The 398-nt window shown below is 44.2% G+C and carries 1 pseudogene; it reads right to left on the bottom strand.

The features are described 5' to 3' along the window. Positions 1-398: pseudogene (locus SORDD16_RS10125) on the bottom strand (carbamoyl-phosphate synthase large subunit); the annotation flags it as partial.

Raw genomic sequence — 398 nt, 5'->3', positions numbered from 1 at the left:
TTTCTGCAAAGAAGGCTGCTGTCCCTTCTGTCGCGAGGATACCGTAGCCAATATTTTGGAATCGACGAGCCAAACCAAGTGCTTCTTCTTTAGCATCATCCGCAATCGTAAAGACCACATTTCCAAAGGTTGGCAAGTGGAGGTAAGAAGCTTCAAAGGCCTTATAAAGTGCTTTTTCAAGGGTAGTATCCGAACCCATAACCTCTCCTGTTGATTTCATCTCAGGACCAAGCAAGCTATCTACCTTAGCTAGTTTCGTAAAGGAGAAGACTGGCGCCTTGATATGAACGTGAGTGCTTTCTGGATAAAGACCATCTTGGTAACCAAGTTCCTGTAAACTTTGTCCAAGAATGAGCTTCGTTGCAACCTGAGCCATCGGGATATTAGTGACTTTTGAA

It is taken from the genome of Streptococcus oralis (assembly GCF_001578945.1).
GTDB lineage: Bacteria > Bacillota > Bacilli > Lactobacillales > Streptococcaceae > Streptococcus > Streptococcus oralis_Q.
The sequence above is the reverse complement of the archived record's forward strand: the minus strand, read 5'-3'. Positions and strand labels throughout refer to the sequence as shown.